Origin of the sequence: Pseudomonas sp. rhizo25, from assembly GCF_031931935.1 — a bacterium.
GTDB lineage: Bacteria > Pseudomonadota > Gammaproteobacteria > Pseudomonadales > Pseudomonadaceae > Aquipseudomonas > Aquipseudomonas synxantha.
The window spans coordinates 60,036-77,304 of the sequence record NZ_JAUJXA010000001.1 but is presented as its reverse complement, the minus strand read 5'-3'; the positions used below and the strand labels follow the sequence as shown (position 1 = coordinate 77,304).

Annotated in this window: 20 protein-coding genes and 1 pseudogene; 11 read left to right on the top strand and 10 right to left on the bottom strand. The window is 61.3% G+C overall.

Annotated features, from left to right (window positions below; genetic code table 11):
- Window positions 1-52 precede the first annotated feature (52 nt).
- Window positions 53-1,569, top strand: a pseudogene (locus tag QZR30_RS00345) (MDR family MFS transporter).
- Window positions 1,570-1,645: 76 nt separating this feature from the next.
- Here the strand turns inward: QZR30_RS00345 and QZR30_RS00340 are convergent.
- From QZR30_RS00340 to QZR30_RS00330, 3 genes are read right to left on the bottom strand one after another with little or no spacing between them, the layout of a single operon-like run.
- Window positions 1,646-2,485 (bottom strand): cache domain-containing protein, encoded by an 840-nt coding sequence (locus QZR30_RS00340; RefSeq protein ID WP_311902828.1) that lies wholly within the window; start codon window positions 2,483-2,485, stop codon window positions 1,646-1,648.
- Window positions 2,486-2,540: 55 nt separating this feature from the next.
- Window positions 2,541-3,011, bottom strand: coding sequence for a cyanase (gene cynS / locus QZR30_RS00335; RefSeq protein ID WP_311902827.1), 471 nt, complete (start codon window positions 3,009-3,011; stop codon window positions 2,541-2,543).
- A gap of 28 nt (window positions 3,012-3,039) precedes the next feature.
- Window positions 3,040-3,681 carry a carbonic anhydrase gene (locus tag QZR30_RS00330; protein ID WP_046071455.1) on the bottom strand — a complete coding sequence of 214 codons (642 nt, stop codon included), beginning with the start codon at window positions 3,679-3,681 and terminating at the stop codon, window positions 3,040-3,042.
- 112 nt (window positions 3,682-3,793) lie between these two features.
- Between QZR30_RS00330 and cynR the strand changes: the two genes are divergently transcribed.
- Window positions 3,794-4,678: a transcriptional regulator CynR gene (gene cynR / locus QZR30_RS00325; protein ID WP_311902826.1), complete on the top strand. Its 885-nt coding sequence runs from the start codon at window positions 3,794-3,796 to the stop codon at window positions 4,676-4,678.
- A gap of 131 nt (window positions 4,679-4,809) precedes the next feature.
- Here the strand turns inward: cynR and QZR30_RS00320 are convergent, their stop codons facing one another.
- Window positions 4,810-5,583, bottom strand: a complete 774-nt coding sequence (locus QZR30_RS00320) for a transporter substrate-binding domain-containing protein (RefSeq protein WP_059397040.1) — start codon at window positions 5,581-5,583, stop codon at window positions 4,810-4,812.
- 380 nt (window positions 5,584-5,963) lie between these two features.
- Between QZR30_RS00320 and QZR30_RS00315 the strand changes: the two genes are divergently transcribed.
- The 5 genes from QZR30_RS00315 (at window position 5,964) to QZR30_RS00295 (ending at window position 10,620) form a co-directional block, all read left to right on the top strand.
- Entirely contained in the window at window positions 5,964-7,334 is a 1,371-nt protein-coding gene (locus QZR30_RS00315; RefSeq protein ID WP_311902824.1) for a glutamine synthetase family protein, read from the top strand.
- Window positions 7,335-7,434: 100 nt separating this feature from the next.
- Window positions 7,435-8,031, top strand: a complete 597-nt coding sequence (locus tag QZR30_RS00310; RefSeq protein ID WP_059397038.1) for a class I SAM-dependent methyltransferase — start codon at window positions 7,435-7,437, stop codon at window positions 8,029-8,031.
- Between the two features lie 125 nt (window positions 8,032-8,156).
- Window positions 8,157-9,290, top strand: a complete 1,134-nt coding sequence (gene rnd / locus QZR30_RS00305; RefSeq protein WP_056847325.1) for a ribonuclease D — start codon at window positions 8,157-8,159, stop codon at window positions 9,288-9,290.
- A complete protein-coding gene (locus QZR30_RS00300; RefSeq protein WP_005786089.1) occupies window positions 9,287-9,580 on the top strand; it encodes a YcgL domain-containing protein in 294 nt (97 codons plus the stop codon). Before rnd ends, QZR30_RS00300 begins: the two co-directional genes overlap by 4 nt.
- 107 nt (window positions 9,581-9,687) lie before the next feature.
- Window positions 9,688-10,620, top strand: a complete 933-nt coding sequence (locus QZR30_RS00295; protein ID WP_046071462.1) for a D-2-hydroxyacid dehydrogenase — start codon at window positions 9,688-9,690, stop codon at window positions 10,618-10,620.
- Between the two features lie 131 nt (window positions 10,621-10,751).
- On the opposite strand, the gene QZR30_RS00290 is transcribed toward QZR30_RS00295, so the two are convergent.
- A complete protein-coding gene (locus tag QZR30_RS00290) occupies window positions 10,752-11,336 on the bottom strand; it encodes a nitroreductase family protein (RefSeq protein WP_311902823.1) in 585 nt (194 codons plus the stop codon).
- Between the two features lie 153 nt (window positions 11,337-11,489).
- On the opposite strand from QZR30_RS00290, the gene QZR30_RS00285 reads away from it, so the two are divergent.
- A complete protein-coding gene (locus QZR30_RS00285) occupies window positions 11,490-11,939 on the top strand; it encodes a YcgN family cysteine cluster protein (protein WP_046071464.1) in 450 nt (149 codons plus the stop codon).
- Between the two features lie 14 nt (window positions 11,940-11,953).
- A complete protein-coding gene (locus QZR30_RS00280) occupies window positions 11,954-13,174 on the top strand; it encodes a hypothetical protein (RefSeq protein WP_046071465.1) in 1,221 nt (406 codons plus the stop codon).
- 80 nt (window positions 13,175-13,254) lie between these two features.
- Here QZR30_RS00280 and QZR30_RS00275 read toward each other — a convergent pair whose 3' ends face one another.
- From QZR30_RS00275 to QZR30_RS00265, 3 genes are all read right to left on the bottom strand, one after another.
- Window positions 13,255-13,605, bottom strand: coding sequence for a YgaP family membrane protein (locus tag QZR30_RS00275; protein ID WP_046071466.1), 351 nt, complete (start codon window positions 13,603-13,605; stop codon window positions 13,255-13,257).
- Between the two features lie 67 nt (window positions 13,606-13,672).
- Window positions 13,673-14,140 carry an RNA methyltransferase gene (locus tag QZR30_RS00270; RefSeq protein ID WP_311902822.1) on the bottom strand — a complete coding sequence of 156 codons (468 nt, stop codon included), beginning with the start codon at window positions 14,138-14,140 and terminating at the stop codon, window positions 13,673-13,675.
- A 161-nt stretch (window positions 14,141-14,301) separates the two neighbouring features.
- On the bottom strand, window positions 14,302-14,676 hold the full coding sequence (locus QZR30_RS00265) for a YajD family HNH nuclease (RefSeq protein WP_005786102.1): 375 nt from the start codon (window positions 14,674-14,676) through the stop codon (window positions 14,302-14,304).
- Window positions 14,677-14,782: 106 nt separating this feature from the next.
- Between QZR30_RS00265 and QZR30_RS00260 the strand changes: the two genes are divergently transcribed.
- A complete protein-coding gene (locus QZR30_RS00260) occupies window positions 14,783-15,703 on the top strand; it encodes a ParB/Srx family N-terminal domain-containing protein (RefSeq protein ID WP_046071467.1) in 921 nt (306 codons plus the stop codon).
- Window positions 15,704-15,728: 25 nt separating this feature from the next.
- Here QZR30_RS00260 and QZR30_RS00255 read toward each other — a convergent pair whose 3' ends face one another.
- Window positions 15,729-16,415, bottom strand: coding sequence for a spermidine synthase (locus QZR30_RS00255; protein WP_046071468.1), 687 nt, complete (start codon window positions 16,413-16,415; stop codon window positions 15,729-15,731).
- Between the two features lie 78 nt (window positions 16,416-16,493).
- On the opposite strand from QZR30_RS00255, the gene QZR30_RS00250 reads away from it, so the two are divergent.
- Window positions 16,494-16,772, top strand: coding sequence for a hypothetical protein (locus QZR30_RS00250; RefSeq protein WP_046071469.1), 279 nt, complete (start codon window positions 16,494-16,496; stop codon window positions 16,770-16,772).
- On the opposite strand, the gene QZR30_RS00245 is transcribed toward QZR30_RS00250, so the two are convergent.
- Window positions 16,769-17,242 (bottom strand): Crp/Fnr family transcriptional regulator, encoded by a 474-nt coding sequence (locus QZR30_RS00245; RefSeq protein WP_046071470.1) that lies wholly within the window; start codon window positions 17,240-17,242, stop codon window positions 16,769-16,771. The two genes, QZR30_RS00250 and QZR30_RS00245, sit on opposite strands and share 4 nt — an antisense overlap.
- Between the last annotated feature and the right edge of the window lie 27 nt (window positions 17,243-17,269).

Below are 17,269 nucleotides of genomic sequence, written 5' to 3'. Positions count from 1 at the left end.
GAGCATTCCCGCGGGCGACCTTTTCCTGCGGGCCTTGCTCGAAGGTTCTGCCGTGACTCACCTCAATCAGCCCGCTCCAACCGTTCCCGCCGTGCGCAGTATCCTTGCTGCGCTGATGATGGCGATCTTCCTTGGTGCCCTGGACCAAACCATTGTCGCGGTGTCCATGCCGGCCATTTCCGCGCAGTTCCACGACGTCAACCTGCTGGCCTGGGTGATCTCCGGCTATATGGTGGCGATGACCGTGGCGGTGCCGATCTACGGCAAGCTCGGCGACCTGTATGGGCGCCGGCCGATGATGCTGGTCGGCATGGGCGTGTTCACCCTGGCGTCGCTGTTCTGCGCCGTGGCCCAGAGCATGGAACAATTGGTGCTGGCGCGGATTCTCCAGGGCATCGGTGCCGGCGGGATGATCTCGGTCAGCCAGGCAATCATCGGCGACATCATTCCCCCGCGTGAACGCGGCCGTTACCAGGGCTACTTCAGCAGCATGTACGCGTAGCCAGTGTGGCCGGGCCGGTGCTGGGCGGTTATATGACCGAGTACCTGTCGTGGCGCTGGGTGTTTTTGATCAACCTGCCGCTGGGCGCAGGCGCGTGGTACGTGGCCCATCGCACCCTGGTGGGGCTGCCGGTGCCGCAGCGCAAGCCGATCATTGATTATCTCGGCACGGTGCTGATGATCATCGGCCTCACCGCGTTGTTGCTGGGTATCACTGAAATCGGCCAGGGCCATCATTGGCGTGACGCTCAAGTGCTGGGGTTGCTGGCCTGCGCGCTGCTGGCGTTGAGCGTATTTGTGTGGCACGAACGCCGCGCCCTTGAGCCATTGCTGCCGATGCACCTGTTCACCAACCGCAGCGCGGTGTTGTGCTGGTGCACGATTTTTATCACCAGCTTCCAGGCGATTTCCCTGAGCGTGCTGACGCCCCTGCGTTACCAGACCGTGACCGGTTCCGGTGCCGACAGCGCGGCCCTGCACCTGCTGCCACTGGCGATGGGTTTGCCGATGGGGGCGTATTTCGCCGGGCGCATGACCTCGGTGACCGGCCGCTATAAACCCATGATCCTCAGTGGCGCATTGTTGAGCCCCTTGGCCATCCTTGGCATGGCCTACAGCGCGCCGCAGGCGGTAGTGGTCACCGCTGTATTCATGTTGCTGTGCGGGATCGCCGCGGGCATGCAGTTCCCCACCTCATTGGTAGGCACGCAGAATTCGGTGGAACAACGGGACATCGGCGTCGCCACCAGCACTACCAACCTGTTCCGCTCCCTGGGCGGGGCCGTCGGGGTGGCGTGCATGTCGGCGCTGTTGCTGGCTCTGTTGCACGATTCCAGTTTTGCCCACTTGGCCAGCGGCGCGCTGGTGGCCGAAGGCAGCTCCGGCAACGTCTTGCTCGACGGCCTCAACGCCGCCCCGGGCGCGGCGCAGGATGCGTTGCGTGGGGAGTTGGCGGTGACGTTCCGGCATTTGCTGATGGTGAGTGCGACGGTGTCGTTGCTCGGGTTGGCGGCGGCGATAGCGATGCCGAACCGGGTGCTGCGCGGTCGCGAAGACAAAGCCCGCTAGGTCCAAATGAATGTAGGAGATCAAAATGTGGGAGGGGCAAGCCCCCTCCCACATTTTTATTGCATTCCAAGTCAGGTCAGGGGCTGTAGTAACCCACCGCCACCATGAAATGCCCGGTCTTGCGCACATAAGCGTGCTTGTTTTCGACCTTGCCGGTCACCGGGTTCTTCCAGCGGTACTTGTATTCCCCCTGGTCCTGCTCGGCCATCAGCTTGAGGATCGGCTCGCCCACCGGCTTGCCATCCGGGTCCTTGATCTTGCCGAAGTCGGTATTGACCAGGCGCAGGTTGGTGCCGTGGGCCACATAACGTTGGGTATCCAGGTCGACCACAAACACATAAAGGTCATCCTGCAGGAACCCGCCCTGCAAGGAATTGATCGCCTTGAGTGTGCCGGTTTCGTCCTTCACCAGCGCATTCACCGCCTTGTTGCGCAGCGCTCGCGCCTGTTCCGGCGTGGCCCGGGGCAGGTAATAGCCCACCGCGAGGATGCGTTCGCCCACCCGCTGATAAAACACGTGCTTGTGTTCGACCTTGCCGTCGTTCCAGTTCTGCCAACGATAGTCAGCCTGCTGGATGCCCTGGCCTTCGGGCACCTTGAGCGCGTCCTTGAATGACTGACGCAAATCCGGCCCGAGTATCTCGGACACGTCGCGACCGAGCAGTGCAGAGGAGGGGCCGCCACTGGCGAGCAGTACTCCCCGGGTATCGACCACAAACACATAGCGGTCCTGGTCGATGAAATCACCTTGGCGGCTGAACGCGGCAAAGGCCTTGTCGCCTTGCTGGTGGTAGTACGCCAAGGCCTTTTCCAGCAGGGCCTTGGCGGCTTGGGCGTCCGCTTCCTGAGCCGGGTCGGCATGCACCTGGCTGCAACACAACATTAGCAGCCAGGTGATTCGAAGCAGTGTGTTCATTTACCCGTCCCTCGATCTTGTTGATGTGCCAAGAGCGTAGACGGTTGCCGGGAAATCAGAAGGGTTTGGTCGGCAGGTATTTGCCGTCCAGGGTGATGACCGCACGGGAGCCGCCGTCCGGGTCTTCGACTTTCTTGATGTCCAGCTTGAAATTGATGGCGCTGATGATGCCGTCGCCAAACTGTTCATGCACCAAGGCTTTGAGGGTAGAGCCGTAGACCTGCAGCATTTCGTAGAAACGGTACATGGTCGGATCGGTCGGCACGCCGCCTGGGAAACTGCCGCGCAGAGGCACGCTTTGCAGCAGGCGGCTGGCGTCCTGGTCGAGGCCGAGTTTGTCGCACACAATCTCGGCGGCGTCCTTGGGCAATGGATGCTGGCCGAGCAGGGCGGCGGTGACGAAGGCCACGCTCAGGCCGGTGCCGTCGGTGAGGTCCTGCCAGGACAGGTTCTTGCGCGCCTTGAGGTCGATAATGGTGTCGGCCAGGGCCAGGCGTGGGGTTTGGGCGAATTGGGATTGCAACATGGTGACGTCCTCTTGGTTTAAGTCAGGTTCAGGCGGCGTGGGCACAGGTGGCTGGATGGTCGAGCAGGGAGACGAAGCGCCCGGTGCGCCCGTCCAAAGCGTCGATGCCGCCGGTTTCGATGTCGTAGACCCAGCCATGCAGGTTCATCCGGCCTTGTTCCAGGGCCAGGGCGACGCTGGGGTGAGTCTTGAGGTTAGCCAATTGGGCGATTACGTTTTCGCGCACCAATGCATCCAGGCGTGCAGCGTCCGAGACGTGCTGGCGTGAAGCGTTGATCACCTTGGCCGACTCGGCATGGCGCAACCAGTTGGCCACGGCCGGCAAATGGTCCAGGCATGTGCAGGTGGAAATCGCGGTCATTGCGCCGCAGTCCGAATGCCCGCAAATCACAATGTCGCGGACCCCGAGTACCGCCACGGCATATTCGACCGTGGCCGACACGCCGCCCGGCTCCGGGCCGTAGGACGGCACTATGTTGCCGGCATTGCGAATGACGAACAGATCGCCGGGCTCCTGCTGGGTCAAAAGCTCCGGGACTACGCGGCTGTCAGAGCAGGACACAAACAAGGTGCCTGGGTTTTGCGTGGTCGCCAGGTGTTTGAACAGGTCGCTGCGCTGGGTAAAGGCTTCACCCTGGAATTTGCGAAAGCCGTCGATGAGATGCTGCATGGTGGTTCTCCTTGCGTCGCTGATGGGGCAAGGATGGAAGTTTTCAGTTATAGCGTCCAAGACCGGTTTATTATGCTTACTATAAGTTGTGCCTATAGTTGGAGCATTGTCGATGCTGTTGCGCCATATCCGTTATTTGCTCGCCGTTGCCGAGCACCGTAACTTCACCCGCGCCGCCGAAGCGTTGCACGTGTCGCAGCCGACCTTGTCGCAACAGATCAAGCAGTTGGAAGAGACCCTGGGGGCGCCGCTGCTGGACCGCTCCGGGCGCAGCATCAGCCTGACCGATGCCGGGCAAGCCTATGTGCGTTTTGCCCGGCTGGCCTTGCAGGACCTGCAGGCCGGCACCCGCGCCATTCACGATGTGCAAGACCTTAGCCGCGGGCATTTGCGCCTGGCCATGACACCGACCTTTACCGCCTACCTGATCGGCCCGCTGCTGGCGCGGTTCAATGCGCTCTATCCGGGCATTACCCTGAGCATCGAGGAGTTGACCCAGGACCGTATCGAAGCGGCACTGGGCGAAGACCTGCTGGATATCGGCATTGGTTTTACTGGCGAGCATGGGCCGGACATCGAGTGCGAGGCGTTGTTTGTCGAAGAACTGAGTGTGGTCGTGGGTGCCACTCATCCCCAACTGAACCGCCTGGACTGGCTCGAGCAGCCGCTGGTGCTACTCAATACGGGGTTCGCCACCCGTCGCTACATCGATGATTACTGCCGTCAGCAAGGGGTTAAACCGTGCATCGCCATGGAGGCCAACTCCATCAGTGCCATTATCGAGATCGTGCTCAGCACGCCGCTGGCAACCATCCTGCCGCGAGCACTGGCCCAGGCGCAGGCAGGCCTGCATGACGTGGCCGTCGACCCACCGCTGCCGCGGCGTACTGCCGCGCTTTTGAGCCGCAAAGGCGCCTACCGCAGCGCCGCGTGCAGGGCGTTCGTTGAGTTGATAATGGCGCCAAGTGGCAGGGCAAGCGCGATTGCCCTGGTGTAAGACAACCAAAATGTGGGAGGGGGCTTGCTCCCGATAGCGGTGTGTCAGTCAAAAATATTCTGACTGATCCACCGCAATCGGGAGCAAGCCCCCTCCCACATTTTAACCGCTGTGTACCCGTTGGATCGTCATCAAGGCGTAGCCAACCACTGACTGACGATGCCCTCATACGTACCGGTCGCCACGCTCAGGTGTAGCCACTGATCCACATAACTCTTCCAGGCCACATCATCCCGAGGCAGCAGGAAGGCTTTTTCACTGTATTGCATTGGCTGCTCCGGGTTGACCGCACACAAACCAGGCTTGAGCTTCTGCTGGTAGCGCGCCTCGCTGGCGTCGGTGATCATCACGTCGGCGTTGCCTGCCAGCAATTGGTCAAAAATCGTCACATTGTCATGCAGGCGAATCTGCGTTTTGGCCAGGTGGGCGCGGGCAAACACTTCGTTAGTGCCGCCTGCCGGCTCGATCACTCGCACCTGGGGCTGATTGATCTGTTCGACTGTCTGGTAGCGCTGCACGTCGGCGCAGCGCACCAGCGGGATCTTGCCGTCGACTCCGAGGGACTGGCTGAAGAAGGCCTTTTTCTGGCGCTCCAGCGACACGGAAATACCGCCCACGGCGATGTCGCAACGTTGGGCAAGGAAGTCCGGCATCAGGGTTTTCCAGGTCGTAGGCACCCAGTTGACCTTGGCGTTGAGGCTCTTGGCCAGGGATTCGGCCATGGCAATGTCAATGCCTTCATAGCTGCCGTCGCTGCGCAACGAGGTGTAGGGCTTGTAGTCGCCGGTGGTGCAGACGGTGAGGGTGCCGCGCTGAAGTACTTCATCCAGGCGCGAGGCGGCGGTGTCGGCCTGGGCGGTGCTTGCCAGGGTCGCCAGTACACTGAGGGCTAGAGGCACTTTCATGGGAGTCGAATCCTTGGAGGCCATGCGGGGGGCGGCCATTATTTCCAGTAGAACGCCAAGGTAGCAAGGGGCGGCGAATGTTTGGCCGCATTGCAACAAAACGTTATAGAACCTGGATCTAACTCGCGATCAACGCGTGCTAAGGTGCCGGGCATCTACCTCAATGTGATTTGCGCATGGACGGTTCTTCCCCTCATCCCGTGACATTGCCCGTGCCCGGCCGGGCCGATATTGAGGCGCTACCCTCCGAACTGGCCTTCTGGGCCTTGTTTCACTGCCGACACGCACGCCCACCCGATACCGTTTTCCTACGTTGATCTATCCCATGGATGACGCGCTCCTGTGCGCATCTGCCTGACCCAAACGTATGAGAAGCCCCCATGAGTGTTTTTGCCAGCCTGCACGAAGCCCAGGCGTTCCTTGAACAGAACCCGGACATCGAGCTGTTCGAGCTGTTTATCCTCGACAACAACGGCGTACCACGCGGCAAGCTGCTGCACCGCGACGAGCTGCTGGCGGTGTACGAAACCGGCCGGCCACTACCCAGCACCATCCTCGGCTTGACCATCAATGGCGACGACGTAGATGACTCCGGGCTGGTATGGGACGTGGGCGATATCGACTGTCGCGCCTACCCGATCAGCGGCAGTCTGCAGCGCATGCCCTGGCGCTTGATCCCAACCGCTGCGGTGCAAGTCAGCATGCACCCCACCGAAGGCTTACCCGCCACCGTCGCCGACCCCCGGCACTTGCTGGCCAAGGTCATCGATGCGCTCAAGGCCGACGGTTATTACCCAGTGATGGCCGCGGAACTGGAGTTCTACCTGCTCGACCAGAAGCCCGACAGCAAAGGTCGCCCGCAACCGGCGCGGGACGCGGACGGCAAGCGTCCACGTTCGACCCAGGTCTACGGCCTGCGCGAACTGGAGCAGATCGAGCCGTTTCTCGCCGACCTCTATAGCGCCTGCAAACTGCAAGGTATCCCGGCGCGCACGGCGATCTCCGAATACGCTCCGGGCCAGGTTGAAATCACCCTCGAGCATCGCACTGACGCGTTGCAGGCGATGGACGAGGCGGTGCGTTACAAACGCCTGGTCAAGGGCGTGGCCCACAAGCATGGGATGACGGCGTGTTTCATGGCCAAGCCATTCGATGACCTGGCCGGCACCGGCATGCATATGCATGTCAGCCTGGCCGATGCCCAGGGCCGTAACCTGTTCGCCAGCGAGGCGGCTGATGGCACGCCGCTGTTGCGCCAGGCGGTGGGCGGCATGCTCGACACCTTGCTCGATTCGTTGCTGATGTTCTGCCCTAACGCCAACTCTTATCGGCGCTTCCAGACCAACAGCTACGCGCCCCTGGCCGCCACCTGGGGCGTGGACAACCGCACCGTCAGCCTGCGCGTGCCCGGCGGCCCGGCCCATTCCCGGCATATCGAGCATCGCATTTGCGGGGCGGATGCCAATCCTTACCTGGCGGCCGCTGCGATTCTTGCCGGCATCCACCGCGGCATCCGCGAACAGCGCGACCCCGGTGCCCCGGTGGAAGGCAACGGCTACGCCCAGGCCAAGGAGTTGTTGCCTACCGATTGGCTGACCACCCTGCGTGCCCTTGAGGGGTCAAGTTGGGCACGGGATGCGTTCGGCAGTGAATTCCTCGGCGTCTATCTGGCGGTGAAACGCGAAGAATACCGCCAGTTCATGGGCGAGGTGGGGGAGCAGGATTGGCGTTGGTACCTGCACCAGGCGTGACCGATTCACGGTAGTGAAGCTTTCGACCTTTTTTTCACGTTGCGGTAGTTAAGCTGTGGATCAAGGTCGTTCACTACCGTTCTATCCACATGAGCCCGCGATGTCGCCACAACCCCCATCCCCCATTGAGATCGAATTCGCTGAGCGCTGTGGCCGTGAGCACGCCAGGGTCTGCGGTGACCCGCGCCCACCTCGGCTGCTGCAGCGCCTGGCGGCGTGGCGGAATACGCGGCTGGTACGCCATGCATTGAAGGTGGCCGGCGAGCCGGGGCTTATCCTTGACCTGGCGTGTGGTTCGGGGCGTTTCTGGCCGGTGTTGGCTGAGCACGTCAACCGGGTGATCCTGGCCTCGGACCACTCCCAGGCCACGCTCGATCACGCTCGTACCCATCATCCTGGGGCGCTACTTAAGCGCGTCAAGACATTCCAGGGCTCGGCGTTTTCCATTGGCCTATCGGCGAATGCGGTGGACTGCATTTTCTGCCTGGAATTGTTTCGTCATGTGCCCGGCAGCGATGTGCGATTAATGTTGTTACGCGAGTTTCATCGCGTCAGCCGCGACACGGTCATTGTCGCTGTAGGCGCAGGAACACCGGTGCAGGACGAATTTCGTCAAGCAGGCTTCAAGATTCTGAATTATCAGGAGTTCCTGCCGGGCTCCAGACTGTGGTGCGTCTACGTTCTGCGTAAGAGATGATAACTTCCATTTGTCGGACTATTCTTCGCCTATTGTCGGAGTTTTCATGATGCTGTGTGCACTACGGATGCTCGCAAGTCCCTTTCGCGATATATACTGCGCGCCATTCTTCAAGGGAGAGCCGTGTGGCCATCGATATTCACTGGATCTGCGACAACGATAGCCTCGGCCAGCATTGCGCCGAATGGCAGCAGTTGCCATTCGTCGCCCTCGACACCGAATTCATGCGGGTCGACACCTTTTATCCTATTGCCGGGCTGATCCAGATCGGTGATGGCATCCGCGCTTACCTGATCGATCCACTGACCATCGATAATTGGCAACCCTTGGCCGCCTTGCTGGAAAACTCAGGCGTGATCAAGGTGGTGCACGCCTGCAGCGAAGACCTGGAAGTACTGCTGCGCCTGACCGGCAGTCTGCCGGTGCCGTTGTTCGACACCCAGTTGGCAGCGGCTTATCTCAATCTTGGTTTCTCCATGGGCTACTCACGCCTGGTACAGGCCGTGCTGGACATCGAGCTGCCCAAGGGCGAAACCCGCTCCGACTGGCTGCAGCGCCCATTGTCCGAGACGCAGGTCAGCTACGCCGCCGAAGACGCGGTGCACCTGGCCGAGGTGTATATCCGCCTGCGCCCGCAACTATCGGATGACAAGTACGCCTGGGTACTGGAAGACGGTGCCGAACTGGTGGCCAACCTGCGTCGTGAGATCGACCCGTACGAGGTCTACCGCGATGCCAAGCTGGCATGGAAACTTTCCCGGGCCCAACTCGCCGTGCTGCGTGAGCTATGCGCCTGGCGCGAGCAGCAGGCCCGTGCCCGCGACCTGCCGCGCAACCGCATCATTCGCGAACACTCGTTGTGGCCGCTGGCCAAATCCCAGCCGGATAACCTGGCGGCGCTGGGCAAGATCGAAGACATGCACCCGCGCACCGTGCGCCAGGACGGCCAGTTCCTGCTGGACCTGATCAAGCGAGCCGGCAGCGTGCCGATGGACCAATGGCCCCCCGCCGTCGCCGAGCCTTTGCCGGTGGACGCAGCCACGCTGATCAAGCAACTGCGCGCCCTGGGCCAGACGTTCGCCGAACGCCTGGACATGGCGCCGGAACTGATGCTGCGCAAGAAAACCCTCGAAGCCCTGGTTAAAAGCGGCTACCCCGATGGGCCTTATCAATTGCCAGACTCGCTGCGTGGCTGGCGTCGCGAGTTGATGGGCCAAGCGCTGCTCGACAGCCTGGCCACTGCCGGAGAACAGCCTTGAAACGTATTTGCTCCATCTATCGCAGCAAGAAAAAAGACGGCATGTACCTCTATGTGCTCAAAAGCGACGCCCTGGAGCGCGTGCCTGAACCCTTGATGGACGCTTTCGGCAAGGCGCACCACGCCTTCGACATGGTGCTGACGCCGGAGCGCAAGCTGTCCCGCGAAGACATCACGGTGGTGCTGGAAAACCTCGACAAGCAGGGTTACCACCTGCAAATGCCGCCGGCCGAGGATGAGTACATCGAGCACTTGCCCGAAGAGCTGCTGCGCCGCAACGACCCGATGTGATCGATCAGTGCCCGCATCAGGGCACAGGCTTTAATGGAATCGTATTAGAGGACGGTGGCCGTAAGGATGCGGGCGGCCGTCTGCACTGTTTTTGAAAGGTTTGAACCATGCGTGTTCTGATTGCTGAACAGGATCACCCGCTCTACGCCCAATTGCTCAAGGAAGCGGCCCCAGACCTTGAAGTGCTGACCAGCGGCGATTCTGCCGAACTCTCGCGGCTGGCCGCCGATTGCCCGGTATGGCTGGGCCAGCCCGATCTGCTGGCGACCCTGTTGCGCCAGGGCCATCACCCGCAGTGGCTGCAATCGACCTGGGCCGGTATTACGCCGCTGCTGGCCGATGGCTTGCCCCGCGACTATCGCCTGACCCGTGCGGTGGGGATTTATGGCCAGGTCATGGCCGAGTTCGTCCTCACCTACATGCTGGGCCACGAGCGCGAAGTGCTGGCGCGCCTGGTCAGCCAGGTCGAGCGCAAGTGGGACAACCGCATGGGCCAGAGCCTGGCGGGGCGCAAGGTGCTGATTGTCGGCACCGGCGATATTGGCCAGAGCGTCGCCGATTTTCTCGTGCCGTTTGGTGTCACGCTGTACGGCATCGCCAGTACGGCGCGGGAACAGGCACCGTTTATCGAGGTGGCCGGGCTCGACCAGTTGGGCCGCTTGGTGGGAGAGGTCGATTACGTGATCAACCTGCTGCCCAATACGCCCGAAACCCATGACCTGTACGACTGCGCACTGTTCAAGCAATTCAAGTCCACTGCGCTGTTTATCAACGTCGGGCGCGGCGTGGCGGTGGTGGATGCCGATCTGGTTGAAGCCCTGAAAGAAGGGCACCTGGCCGGCGCGGTGATCGACGTGTGCCGTCAGGAGCCGCTGCCGCAGCGCCACCCGTTTTGGACTGCGTGGGGTTTGCTGTTGACCGGGCACAGCTCGGCGCCGACATCGCCGTCGATGATGGTGGCGTTGTTTGTGCAAAACGTGCGCGCCTACCAGGCCAAGCAAGCGTTGCGTGGGGAAGTGGACTTCGACCGGGGCTACTGATCCTTGGCCATGCATCAATCTAAAATGTGGGAGGGGGCTTGCTCCCGATAGCAGTATGTCTGTCAGCACATTTCTAACTGACCCACCGCTATCGGGAGCAAGCCCCCTCCCACATTAGATTTGCGTATGGCTTACAGACTGAAGTCGCCCTCGGACACCAACTCGCTCAACGGCTTGCGCGGGCTCGGCGCTTCACGGCCCTGCAGATACTCCGGCAAGCTCGACTTGTCACCCAGCTTGCCCACGGCCACGGCCGCATGCAACGCGTACCCTTGTGGAATCTTCAGCTCCTTGCGGGTCAGCTCCTGATCGAAACCGGCCATGCCATGGGTATGCCAGCCGCTTAGGCTGGCTTGCAGCGCCAGATGGCCCCAGGCCGAGCCAGTGTCGAAGGTGTGCCATAGCGCCGGGGTTTCTTCGGTGGCGCCTGGAACCATGAAGTCGGTTTTCGAGGCAATGATCACCAGGGCCGAGGCATGCTGAGCCCAGTTGCGGTTGAATTCATTCAGCAGGCCCAGGAAACGCTCCCAGTCCGGGGTGTCCCGACGTGCATAGAGAAACCGCCACGGCTGCGAATTGTAGGCCGAGGGTGCCCAGCGTGCGGCTTCGAAGAAACTCAGCAGGGTCTCTTTCGAGATGCTTTCGCCGGTAAAGGCGCGGGGCGACCAGCGTTCTGTGAATTGGGTGTGGATCGGGTAATCGGCAACGCGTGTCATGGGCTGTTCCTGATCGTCAATTCGGTGCTCAAAACTACTGCGGGCTCAGTAGTCTGACAAGTGTTGCTACACCGTCAGTCGTAAGCGCTTGGCCCCAGCGGGCTTGGGCACTAGACTGGCGGCCTTTTCAGCTTCCGATACTGATGTAGAGCCATGGCCGCCAAAGTCGAACCTTTCTGGATACGCAAAACCCTTGAACAGCTCGACCAGGAGGAGTGGGAGTCGTTGTGCGATGGCTGTGGCCTGTGCTGCCTGCAAAAGCTTGAGGATGAAGACGACAACAGCGTTTACTACACGCGTATCGCCTGCAAACTGCTCGACCTGAAAACCTGTCAGTGCACGGATTATCCCAACCGCCGGGCCACGGTGCCGGACTGCATCCAGCTCACCCCGGGCCAGGCCGACCAATTCAAATGGTTGCCGCCGACCTGCGGCTACCGGCTGGTCAGCGAGCGCAAGGACTTGCCGCTTTGGCACCACTTGGTGTGTGGCGACCGTGACGCGGTGCACCACGAACGCATTTCCCAGTCCGGGCGCATGCTCAGCGAAGGCAGCGTGCCCGAGGACGACTGGGAGGATTACCTGATCTTCCGCGCAGGTTGAACTAAGGAGTGTGTATGAAGGCGGCAGCCAAGTTAGCCGCGGGCCTGGTATTACTGGCGCTGAGCGGGCCGGGCTGGTGCGCGAAGAAAGTCGACCTGGACTATCACGTCAAGCTGCTGCCCCAGAGCGATCAGGCGCAGGTGCGCGTCAGCCTGTCCCAAGGCTCGGCGGTGCGTAGCCTGGACTTCGACCTGGGCCGCGAGGGTGACTACAGCGACTTTAAGGCCGACGGCCAATGGCAGGTCACGGGCAGCCGTGGCCTGTGGCAACCCAGCGCCGACAAGGCCAGCCTGACCTACAAAGTACGCCTGAGCCATACGCGCAAGCCGGGCGTTTATGACACACGGGTCACGCCGAGTTGGGCGTTACTGCGCGGTGAAGACCTGGTGCCGGCTGCGCGTCTCGATCAGCAAGATGGCATTGAGTTGGTCTCGCGCCTGGCGTTCGAGTTGCCCACGGGCTGGAAGAGTATCGAAACCGCCTGGCCGCGCATTGGCAAGCATAAATTCCGCATTGATAACGTGTCCCGCCTGTTCGACCGGCCCACCGGCTGGATGCTCGCCGGTAACCTCGGCAGCCGCCGCCTGCGCCTGGGCGAAACCGAAATCACGGTGGCCTCGCCCAGAGGGCAGGGCATGCGCCGCATGGACGTGCTCACACTACTGACGTTTGTCTGGCCCCAGGTGGAGGCCGCATTCCCGCGCCATCCCGGCAAATTGTTGATCGTCGGCGCCAGTGACCCGATGCGCCGTGGCGCCTATTCATTGCGCGATTCGATCTACCTCAACAGCCGTACGCCATTGGTCAGCGAAAACGGCAGCAGCCCGTTGCTGCGCGAAGTGGTGCAGGCTATCGGGCGCTTTAACGACCATGACAGCAGTGACTGGATCAGTGAGGGCTTGGGGGAATATTACGCGGTTGAGCTGATGCGGCGCGCCGGAGGCATCACCGATGAGCGTTATGCGGCGATCCAGGCGCGGCTTGCCAAGGAGAGCAAAGCGGTCACTACCCTGAGGGGCGAGCAAATCGGCAGCGCCGGTGTAGCGCGGGCGGTGCTGGTGTTGCAGGATCTGGACCGGGAGATCCGTGTGAAGACCCACAATAAACGATCCCTGGATGACCTGGCGCAGGCAGTGATGCGGGTTAACAGCATTGATACCAAGGAATTTGTGCAACTGGCTGAAAGTGTGATCGGCGAGTCTTCAGTTGTTCTGGACAGCAAACTACTGCGCTGATCCCAAGCCATGTGCAGTTCAAAATGTGGGAGGGGGCAAGCCCCCTCCCACATTTGATCTGTGCGGTCTTAAAGCCTGGATCAGGTTTGGGGTTTTACAGCCTTTTCAGCCGCCACTTCGGCCTTGGTCTTCAAGTTCTTCAACTCTTCCCCGGCGCGCTCGATCTTGGTACGTACGCTGTTCATTTCCTGACGGCCCTGCTCCAGCTTGTCCTTGAGCGAACTGTGCCCGGTAAAGCCACGGGCCAGGGCCACGCCACCAATCGCCACCTGGATCAACCCGAAAATCCCACCCCGGCGCAGGCCTTTGCCGACCATCATCACGCCGCCCGCCACCGAGCCGATGCGTTCCCAGCCATGCACGTTCTGGGTCGGCTGAGCCTTCAACGGCGTGGCTTCGATGATAGGTTGTAAGATTTTGCTGTCGCTCATGATCTGTCTCCAACAAGGGCAAGTGTAATTAGCTGACTGCGCGCAGGTGCCGGATGTTCCCGGAAAGTCAGTACTTGGGCCCCGAACGGGTGTTGTTGCCTTTGGCCATGCGGTCGTAGAGCACCACATTGACAGTGGCCGCCAGGTTCATGCAGCCGGTGGTGGGGATATAGATCACGTCTTCGCACCAGTCGCGGATTTCCTTGTCCAGGGAGCCGTCTTCGGGGCCGAAGATATACAGCGCGCGGTCGGGGTGGGTGTATTCAGGCAGCGGGCGGGCGCCCTCCACCAGTTCCACGGCGACCGGGATGCAGCCCAGGGGCAGGATCTTTTTCAGGTCGTCGATGCCGATCAGCGGTATGTCGTGGTGGACCTTTTTGGTGTCGGTGATGAAATCCCGGGCGCGCTCGTAACGTACGCCCGTGTAGAACACCGAGGCCACGCCATAGCAGCCGGCGGCACGCATTACCGAGCCGACGTTTTCGGGGGATTTGGGGTTATACAGACCGATGCAGCTGTAGCGTTTATTGCCCACGGGGAAGGGTGCCTTGGAGAAAAACGGCGATTATACGGCCTGGGGGTATGCAGTGCTTGGGCGATCGTCACCGCGGGCAAGCCCGGCTCCCACAGGGGAATGCATTCCAAATGTGGGAGCTGGCTTGCCTGCGATGAGGCCAGTACAGACAAGGACGATCTTCAGTCGTCTTTCTTCATCAACCCCGCCAACGCCGCAAACGGATTATGCGTCGCCTTGGCAATGCTCGGGCTGCTGGTGGAGCCTTCGCCGAAGTACTGCTGGTCGGTGTAGCGCGAATGTTCGTTGTCGTGGCAATACAGGCACAGCAACTCCCAGTTGGAGCCGTCCTGGGGATTGTCATCATGGTTGTGGTTACGGTGGTGTACGGTCAGCTCACTCAGGCGCTTGCCGGCGAATTCACGGGCGCAACGGCCGCAGACGTGGGGGTACATCTTCAAGGCTTTGTCGCGATAGCCCATTTCGCGGTCGCGCTGGGCATCGGCGAGGATGCGGTCCAGCTTGGCGGTGTGGGAGGGCGGGTTGGTCGAGCTCATCATGGCTCCTGGCTATTTGATGGTTCACGGATAAGGTGGATTCTAGCCGCTTGCGCGGTAAATGACCGCTAGGATTGCTTCACTGACTGATAAGGAATGGAAATTCATGCGTCTGCATTCATGGACTATCGGGCTCGTGCTCTGTGCCCTTACCGCCCAAGCCCAGGCGTTTTCGACGCCACAACCGGGGCAGGTGATCGAGGTCGCCCTGGAACAACTGCACCCGACCCAGGCCGTGGTGGGCTTCGACCAGATCTACTACAGCCTGGGGCTGTTCGCCGACAAGCCCGCCAAGGCTTTCGACGAATACTGCGAAACCAACGGCCAGGGCGAGGCCGACCAGGTGCCTAAGACCGCCGAACTGCTGCGGCCCGCCAGCTTCACCTGCAAGCGTGCGGTGGGCACTTATCCCGATGAGATGAAAACCGTGGTGGTCGGCCCCGGCGGCCAGCTGTACCTGACCGATGGTCATCACAGTTTCACCACCCTATGGGAGACCCCTGGCGCCGGCCCGCGTTTGAAAATGTGGGTCAAGGTCACCGACGATTTCAGCAGCAGCCCAAACCTTGCCACCTTCTGGCAACGCATGGAGGCTGCGCGCAAGGTCTGGCTCAAGGACAACCGGGGCCAGACGCTGCCACCTGCGCAATTGCCAGCGCACCTGGGCTTCAAGAACCTGCAGGACGACACGTTCCGCAGCTTGGTGTATTTCACCCGCAAGGCCGCCTATGGCAAGCCAACCGACGGTGCGATTGCGCCGGAATTCCTCGAGTTCTACTGGGGTAACTGGCTGCGCACGCAAATTGACCTGGGCAGCTACAACCTGAATAAGAAAGGCGGGTACAAGGACGCCATTGAAGCTGTGGCCCAACGCATAGTCAGCCTGGCGCCGGGATCGAAGGTGGGCGACAGCGGTTTCACGGCCCGGCAATTGGGTGGTATGACCCAGCTGGATCACAGGGAGCTGGAAAAGACTTTCGATAAAAAACTGCCATATGTGATCGAGTACCGCAAATCCAGAGACTGAAGCAGTACCAAATGTGGGAGGGAGCTCAGCCCTTCAGCTTTTCCGCAATCCAGATGGTATGCCGCGTACCCTTGTTGCCATGGGCAAACACCTGGACTTCCTCAGCCTTGAAGCCGGCCTTGCGCAGTTTGTCGCTGAACAGCTTATCGGCGCTCGCCGACCACACGGCCAGTACGCCCTTGGGGCGCAGGGCCTTGGCGCACGCGGCCAGGCCACCGGCGGAATACAACCAGCTATTGGCCTTTTGCGTCAGACCCTCGGGGCCGTTGTCGACGTCGAGCATGATTGCGTCGAAGCCCTGGGGCTCGGCCTGCAGCACCTTGGCCACGTCTTCCAGGCGGATCACCGTGCGTGGGTCCAGCAGCGGGCGCCCGGACTTTTCCCCCAGCGCCCCACGGTTCCACTCCACAACGCCGGGCACCAACTCCGCGACCACCACTTCGGCGCTCTTGCCCAAATGCTTGAGCGCTGCGGCCAAGGTAAAACCCATGCCCAAGCCGCCGATCAGCACCCGTGAGCCCGGGCGGCCGGCCACCTTGCGGCAGGGGATCTCGGCCAGGGCGTCTTCGGAGCCGTGCATGCGCGTGTTCATCAGCTGGCCGCCGTCACCGCCCTGGATCTTGATGACAAAGTCCTCGCCGTATTCGAACAGGCACAAGGCACCGCCATTGTCGGGAATCGGAGTGGTGTCCAGCAGAACGAAACGTTTCATGGAAATCTCATTGGGAAGGGCATTCTTGCGCAGTTGGGAGTAGCCTTACGATATTCCGGTCAGGCCATGGAGCCATCGATGAAGTGCAGCATTCTAACGGCCATTGTATTGAGCGCGCTCATATCTGCTGTGGCGCAGGCTCAGGAGTTGCAAACCGTTCCGGTCGCGCCCGCTCCAACCCCAGGCGCGCCGGGCACGCCAACGCCGACCTTGTACCCGCAAGTCACGCCACCAGCCGTGCCCAAGACCAACGGCTCGCCGCCCCTGGTGCCCATCGTATTGCCCGCGCCGCCCAAGGACCAGACCGTCCCCGGCCTGCAGCAGAACGATAGCAAGCCCAAGACCCCCGGCGGTTAAAACTGTTGAGATAACAGTTGCCCATCGGCCATGCGCAGGCGCTTGGACAGGGCCACGGCAATGGCGCGGATAATCTTGGCCGCCACCCTTGGCGCTTCATTGAGCATTTTTTCCAGGGCGTCCTTGCCCAGGTTCAACAGCACGCAATCACTGGCCGCGACGCAACTGGCCGAGCGGCGCTCGCCGTCGAGCACCGCCATTTCGCCAAACGCCCGGCCACTGCGCAGGGTGGCGATGGTCAGGCGCTGGCCGGTGTGATTGGTTTTCTGCACGGCCACCTGGCCAGTGTGGAGGATGCACATGAACGTGCCGGCATCGCCCTCGAGGAAAATCACCTCGCCCTGGGGAATGCTGCTGATATTGAAGTAGCCCGCGGCGATATGAAAATCTTCGGGCAGCAACGGGTCAAACAGCCCGCAGTCCATCAGCATGTCGCGGATTTCGTCGTTGAGTAACGTGGCTTGTGGCATGGCAGCAGTATTGGTCCGTCAATATGT